Annotated in this window: 5 protein-coding genes; 2 read left to right on the top strand and 3 right to left on the bottom strand. The window is 72.0% G+C overall.

Going from position 1 to position 7,162, the window contains the following annotated elements; genetic code table 11:
- Nucleotides 1–79: 79 nt before the first annotated feature.
- Nucleotides 80–2,341: an MMPL family transporter gene (locus tag ABZ646_RS09060; RefSeq protein WP_360514843.1), complete on the top strand. Its 2,262-nt coding sequence runs from the start codon at nt 80–82 to the stop codon at nt 2,339–2,341.
- A gap of 339 nt (nt 2,342–2,680) precedes the next feature.
- A complete protein-coding gene (locus tag ABZ646_RS09055) occupies nt 2,681–3,544 on the top strand; it encodes an aminoglycoside phosphotransferase family protein (protein WP_360514840.1) in 864 nt (287 codons plus the stop codon).
- A gap of 96 nt (nt 3,545–3,640) precedes the next feature.
- Here the strand turns inward: ABZ646_RS09055 and ABZ646_RS09050 are convergent, their stop codons facing one another.
- The 3 genes from ABZ646_RS09050 to ABZ646_RS09040 all read right to left on the bottom strand — a co-directional run bounded on the left by ABZ646_RS09050 (nt 3,641) and on the right by ABZ646_RS09040 (nt 7,130).
- Nucleotides 3,641–4,357, bottom strand: a complete 717-nt coding sequence (locus ABZ646_RS09050) for a 3'-5' exonuclease (protein WP_360514837.1) — start codon at nt 4,355–4,357, stop codon at nt 3,641–3,643.
- Nucleotides 4,358–4,472: 115 nt separating this feature from the next.
- Nucleotides 4,473–5,714, bottom strand: a complete 1,242-nt coding sequence (locus ABZ646_RS09045; RefSeq protein WP_360514834.1) for an SAV2148 family HEPN domain-containing protein — start codon at nt 5,712–5,714, stop codon at nt 4,473–4,475.
- Between the two features lie 102 nt (nt 5,715–5,816).
- On the bottom strand, nt 5,817–7,130 hold the full coding sequence (locus tag ABZ646_RS09040; RefSeq protein ID WP_360514831.1) for a copper amine oxidase: 1,314 nt from the start codon (nt 7,128–7,130) through the stop codon (nt 5,817–5,819).
- Between the last annotated feature and the right edge of the window lie 32 nt (nt 7,131–7,162).

Here is a 7,162-nt window from a genome sequence, read left to right as displayed (position 1 = left end):
ATACCTTCGAAGCGGACGAAGGACGTGGAGAAAGGGTGACGGCGGGAACCGTCGCCGCACACGAGGGGGAGATTCCGTCATGGATCCCGTCAAGGGGCACGGAGAGACGCGGGTACGGGGCCTGGCCGCCCGGGCCGGCGGCTGGAGCGCGAGGCACCGCTGGGTCGCCGTCGGCATATGGGTGCTGTTCGTCGTCCTGGCGATGGGGCTGGGCTCGGCGGCCGGCCGGGTCGACGTCGACGAGGGCGACCAGCTCAAGGGCGAGACGCACACCGCCGCGCGGATCATCGACGACGCGGGGATCAAGGAGCCGGCGAGCGAGACGGTCCTGATCCAGTCCGGGGACGGCTCGGTCAAGGCCACGGACGCCGCGTTCCGGGCCGCCGTCGCGGACGTCGTGAAGGCCGTCGACGGCACCGGCGAGGTCACGGACGTCACCTCCCCCTACGACACCCGGACCATCTCGAAGGACGGCCGCAGCGCGCTCGTCCAGTTCGACATGCGCGGCGACGCCAAGACCGCGGGCGACCGGGTCGAGCCGGTGCTGAACGCCGTCCGGGGGGTGCAGAAGGCGCACGGTTCGCTGCGGATCGAGGAGATCGGCGGCGCCAGCATGAACAAGCAGTACGACGACGCCTTCGGCAAGGACTTCCAGCGGGCCGAGTACTCCGCCGTCCCGGTGGCCTTCGGCATCCTGCTGATCGCCTTCGGCGCCCTGGTGGCCGCGCTGCTGCCGGTCGGCCTGGCGATCACCGCGATCATGGCGACGATGGGCCTGATGGGGCTGGTCAGCCATCTGCAGCCGATGAGCGACACCGCCAACTCCGTGATGCTGCTGGTCGGCATGGCGGTAGGCGTCGACTACTGCCTGTTCTACCTGCGCCGGGAGCGCGAGGAGCGGGACGCCGGCCGGGACGCGGGAGCCGCGCTGCGGATCGCCGCCGCCACCAGCGGCCGGGCTATCATCGTCTCCGGTGTCACGGTGTGCGTGGCGATGGCGGGCATGCTGTTCACCGGGCTCGCCGAGTTCGAGGCGATGGGCCTGGCCTCCCTGATGGTCGTCGCGGTCGCCATGGTCGGCTCCGTGACCGTGCTGCCCGCGCTGCTCTCCCTGCTGGGCGAGCGGGTCGAGAAGGGCCGGCTCCCCTTCCTGCGCCGTCGCGGGCGCCGCGGCGGCCCCGCCGAGAGCCGCTTCTGGACGGCCGTGCTGCGCGGCGTGCTCGCCCGGCCGCTGGTCTCCGTGGTCGTGGCGGTCGGCGCGCTGCTCGCCGTCGCCGCGCCCGCCCTCGGCATGAAGACCTCCCAGCTCACCCTGGACCAGGAGTTCGGCCACTCGCTGCCCATCGTGGGCACCTACGACCGGCTGAACCAGGCCTTCCCGGGCGGTTCCGAACCCGCCGAGGTGGTCGTCAGGGCCAAGGACATCAACGCCCCCGAGGTGCGGCAGGCGCTGACCGACTTCCGGGAGCGGGCGATCAGCTCGGGCGCCTCGCGCGGCCCGGTCGACATCAAGCTGCACGACGACCAGAACGTCGCCCTGATATCCGTGCCGCTGGTGGGCGGCTCCGACCTGGACAAGGCCGGCCGGAGCCTGCGCACCCTGCGCGCCGAGGTGCGGCCCGCCACCCTCGGCAAGGTCTACGGCGTGCAGGCGCCGATCACCGGGAACGTCGCGGGCAACGAGGACTTCAACGACCAGCTGATGGGCTCGGTGGTCCCGGTCTTCGCCTTCGTGGTGGTCTTCGCCTTCCTCCTGATGCTGCTGTCGTTCCGGTCACTGACGGTCGCGATCACCTCGATCGTCCTCAACCTGCTCTCGGTGGGCGCCGCCTACGGCATCCTCGTCGCCGTCTTCCAGCACGGCTGGGGCGCCTCCCTGGTGGGTGCGGAGGGCGTCGGTGCGATCGTCACCTGGCTCCCGCTGTTCCTCTTCGTGATCCTGTTCGGCCTGTCCATGGACTACCACGTCTTCGTGGTCTCCCGGATCCGCGAGGCCCGGCTGCGCGGCCGCTCCACCAAGGACGCCATCCAGCACGGGGTGGTCACCACCGCCGGGGTCGTCACCAGCGCCGCCGTCATCATGGTCGCCGTGTTCGCGATCTTCGGCACGCTGTCCATGCAGTCGATGAAGCAGATGGGTGTGGGCCTGGCGGCGGCCGTCCTCATCGACGCGACGGTCATCCGTGGCGTGCTGCTCCCGGCGGTGATGGCTCTGCTGGGTGAGCGCAACTGGTACCTCCCGAACTGGCTGCGGTGGCTGCCGGACCTGTCCCACGACGAGTCGCCGGAGCCGGTGCGGTCGCCGGTGGCGCGGGACGAACCGGACCGGCTGCCGGTCTGAGCACCGCCTCTGGGCGCGGGGCCGTCGGCCGCCGGGGAGCATTTTTCGAAGAGGGGAGGGAGCTGAGGGCGCCGGACCAGCGGGTCGCCGCGGCCGGTGCGTGCGGCGGCGGCCGACCGCCTCGTGGGCGCCGCCTCGGTAACCGATGCCACGGCATCCCCCCTTTGCGCGGCCCGGCCGGGCCCGGACATGGTCGTGAAGGCGGCAGGTCTCGTCAAGACCTCGCGCACACGGTCCGACCTCCACGGATGCGAGACTGGCCGCCGGACGACGAGAAGCACACGCCGTGTGCACCCGCACAGCGGCGGGCGCGCGGGCAGCGACAACGGGAGGCGGACGATGGACGAGGCAACGGCGCGGGGCGTGCTGGCCGCGGCGGACGTACTGCCCGGTGCGGTGGCCGGTGCCTCGCTCCTGGCCCTGGGCGAGAACGCGGTGTTCGCCGCCGGGGACCTGGTGGTGAAGGTCGGCCGGGACGCCGAGCTGCTCGACCGGGCCCGGCGCGAGCTGGAGATCGCCGGCTGGCTGGCGGAGGCCGGGGCGCCGGCCGTACGGGCCGCCGGGCCGGAGGCACGGCTCGTCGAGGGCCACCCGGTGACGGTGTGGCACCGGCTGCCGGATCCGGTACGGCCGGCCGAACCGCGCGATCTGGCCGAACTGCTGCGGATCGTGCACGCACTGCCCGCCCCGCCCTTCGCACTGCCGCCCCGCGAGCTGCTGGGCGGCGTGGAGCGCTGGCTGCGGCTGGCCGGCGACGCGATCGACCCCGCCGACGCGGCGTACCTCCGGGAGCGGCGGGACGGTTTCGCGGCGGCCGCGGCCGCGCTGACGCCCCGCCTGACCCCGGGTCCGATCCACGGGGACGCGCTGCCGCGCAATGTGCACGTCGGCCCGGACGGCCCGGTCCTGGTCGACCTGGAGACCTTCTCATCGGACCTGCGCGAGCACGACTTGGTGGTGATGGCGCTCTCCCGCGACCGGTACGGCCTGCCGGCCGAGGCCTACGACTCGTTCACCGAGGCCTACGGGTGGGACGTGCGGGAGTGGGAGGGGTGCGGCGTGCTGCGCGGCGCCCGGGAGACAGCGAGCTGTGCCTGGGTGGCCCAGCACGCACCCAGCAACCCGAAGGCACTGGCGGAGTTCGGGCGCCGGGTGGCATCACTACGGGAGGGCGACGAGTCGGTTCGCTGGTACCCCTTCTGAGCGGCGGCCACCGAGGAGCGCCCCGCAGGGGCGCAGGGCTGTATTGATTGGGCGGCTACCGCCGCGTGGGCGCGACCGACCCCCACCGGCCCGCACTCAGACCACTTCGACCAGCTCCCGCAACGGCCAGGCTCCGTCCACCACCGCGTCAGCGTCCCCCTTGCGGCGCAGGAACTGCTGGAAATCCGCCGCCCACTGCGCGTACCACTCCACCTGACGCCGGTGCAGCTCCGCCGGACCCAGCGCCGCGACCTTCGGGTGGCGCTCGGCTATCGCGCCGGCCAGCCGGGCCGCGGCGAGGGCGTCGGCGGAGGCGTTGTGTGCGGCGGTGAGGGTGACGCCGTACTCGGCGCAGACCGCTTCCAGGTTGCGCTTGCCGCGACGGTAGCGGTCCACCCAGCGGTCGATGGTGTACGGGTCGACGACCGGCGCGGGGTCGACTCCGAGGCGGTCGGAGAGGGACGGGAGTCCGTGCCGGCGCAGTTCCGCCGAGAGCAGGGTGAGATCGAAGGTGGCGTTGTAGGCGACGACCGGGACGCCCGTCTTCCAGTAGCCGGTGAGGACGTTTGCGAGGGCGTCGGCGACCTGGTCGGCCGGTCTGCCCTCGGCCGTGGCGCGTTCGTTGCTGATGCCGTGCACCGCCACCGCGTCCGCCGGGATCTCCACGCCCGGGTCCGCCAGCCATTCACGGCGGCCCAGCTCCTGCCCGGCCCTGACCTCGATCACGGCCCCCGTGACGATCCGCGCCTCGCGCGGATCGGTACCCGTCGTCTCCAGGTCGAAGCCGATCAGGAGCTCCTGGTGCCAGCCCATGGGCGGCCCCCCTTCTTGGTGGTGCTTTCCCCCAGTGGTCTCCACCCTCGCATGCGCCACTGACAATGAGAGGACCGCGTTCCGCTTACCGGCACGCATCCCCCTCGCACCCGCCTCAGGAGACCGGGCGCGAATCCGCCCAAGCCATCTCGAACTCCTCGCGGTACGTCGGGAAGAGGCCCGTTTCCACCGGGTCGTCCGACTTGACCACCTTGTTGCCGTTGCGCAGCACCAGCACCGGCGACTCCATCCCGCGGGCGCCGCGCAGATAGGACTGGATGACCGCGATGCCGTCGGCGCCGTCGCCGTCCACCAGGTAGGCGGAGAACCGGGGCGTGTCGTCGTACACCTGGATCTCGAAGGCGCCGGGGTCGCGCAGCCGGGAGCGGACCCGGCGCATGTGGAGGATGTTCATCTCCACCGAGCGGGCCAGTTCGCCCCGCTTCATCCCGAGCTCGCGCTCGCGGCGCTTGACGGCGCTGGAGGCCGGGTTGAGGAAGAGCAGGCGGATCCGGCAGCCGGTCTCCGCGAGGCGGACCAGGCGGCGACCGGAGAAGTTCTGCACGAGCAGGTTGAGGCCGATGCCGGTGGCGTCCAGCCGGCGGGCGGCGCCGAAGAGGTCCTCGGCCGGGAACTGGCGCATCAGGCGCACCCGGTCGGGGTGGACCGCGACGACGTCGGCGTACCGGTCGCCGACGAGGTCCTCGACCGCGTCCACCGGCAGCCGGCGCGCGGAGGGCACGTCACCGCCGGCGCCGAGCATCTCCAGGAGCCGGGCGGAGGCGCGTTCGGCCTGGTCGAGGACGGCACCGGACAGGGCGCGGTTGCGGGAGACGACGTTCCGGGTCACCTCCAGCTCGTCGAGGGCGAGTTCGACGTCCCGGCGTTCGTCGAAGTACGGCTCGAAGCAGGGCCAGTGCTGCACCATCAGCTCGCGCAGCTGCGGCAGGGTGAGGAAGCTGAGCACGTTGTCGTCGGCGGGGTCGAGCAGGTAGCCCTTGCGGCGGCTGACCTCGCGGACCGCGACCGCCCGCTGGACCCACTCCTGGCCGGCCGGACCGGCCGCGGCGACCACCCACTCGTCGCCGTGGACGGGTTCGTAGACGGGCCGCAGCACGGCGGCCACGACGGCGCGCATCCGCTGTTCGACGAGGTTCAGCCAGATGTAGGCCCGGCCGGCCCGCTGGGCGCGCGTACGCACCTCGAGCCAGGCGTCGGCGTCCCACTCCAGCTCCGGCCCGATGGAGCCCGTGGCGTCCATCGGCCGGGCCAGGGACACCGCGCCGGGCGGGACGTCTGTGGAGTTCCCCTCGTGACCCTCGTCACCAGGGGGCAGCTCCAGGCCTCCCGAGCCCACCCGTGCACCGCCTTCCGCTCCCCCGAGCTCTCCCCATGCCAACGATCAAGGAAGGGTACTCCGGGAGCGGTCGGCGGTGCAGCCGGATGCACAGGTCGTTTCTCAACTACCGTTTCCGGGCTGACCGTTCTGATCGGCGAGGGCGGCCGGAGTGAGCGGATTCATAGCGGTGACGTCACGCGGCGCGATGGAGAAGCCCTGCCAGTGGACCGGCATCGGCTGCTGGTCCTCGTCGCGCGCGATGTGGTGGAAACCGACGTTCACCCAGACCACGGGGTTGGTGAGGGTCTGCCCGTTGACCCACTGGTCGACGTTCTTGGGGTGGCCGTTCGCGCAGCCCGGGTTGTTGCTGGCGAACTGCTCGCACTTGTCGTACTGGGTGAAGTAGACGTCGTGCTTGGTGAAACCGTGACCCGGGTACTTGTTGGTGGCGCCCTGGACGATCTCGTACGAACGGGCGTGGCCGTCCTTGTTCTTGCCGGCCGTGCTGACCACGCGCCACCAGCGCATGTTCTTGGAGTCGCCGGCGAGTTCCTTGGTGACGCTGGTGCGGGTGGTCCTGTTGGTCGGCGCCTCCTGTCCGCGCGCCGGTGCGCTGACCACCGAGTCGTACTGCTCGACACGGCTCTTGGAGGAGCCGTCGAGGTCGAAGTCCAGCTTCCAGAACACGTTGTGGGCGTGGCTGGTGGCGTAGGCGTGGGCGCCCTTGCCGATCGGCCAGCCGCGGCCGTCACCGGCGTCGTAGTCGCCCGGCGAGAGGCTGCCGGTGGCGCCGACGTTCATGTTGATCGTGCCGTCGTCCTGGAAGCGCCACTCGGTCATGTACTCGTACCAGCCGACCTTGTTGACGCTGTAGACCAGCAGGTCCTTGCCCTGCTGCTGGTACACCCGGTTGCCGGTGTCGGCCTGCATCCGGTACGCGTGGCCGCGGGGACGGGTGGTGGTGCACAGGCCGTTGACGCTCGGGTGCGTCGGGTCCCACGCGTCGGGCACCTTGACGGTCCTGATGGTGCCGCCGGGGCACTCGGCCGGGGCCAGCGGCATCAGGCCCTGGGCGAAGCCGAAGCCGGTCAGGTCGTCGTACTCGACGCTGCCGTCGTCGTAGGGGACGTCGATCTGGGCGAGGCGGGCGCTGGAGAGGACCTTGATGGGGGCGGCCTCGCCCTTGGGCTGGTAGGAGATGTGCTCCAGGACCAGGCCTGCCTTGCTGTCGTAGCGCCAGCACATCCGCCAGGTGGTGCCGGTGGAGAGCTTCTGCTCGATGCGGTAGGCGGCGGAGCAGTCGGCGGCCGCGGCGGCCGCCCTGGGCTGGGCGGCGGCCGGACCGGCCGCCGTGGTGGCGCCGGCCGCCAGGGCGGCGGCGGACAGGCCCACGGCGGCCGTCCTGCGGGCACGGCGGATTCTGTTCGGGTGCATGACGAAGTGACTCCTGGTACGGGAGATGCCCG

This window comes from Streptomyces sp. NPDC007162, assembly GCF_040634175.1.
Lineage (GTDB): Bacteria > Actinomycetota > Actinomycetes > Streptomycetales > Streptomycetaceae > Streptomyces.
Note: the sequence above shows the minus strand (reverse complement) of the source record. Positions and strands in the feature narration are given on the sequence as shown.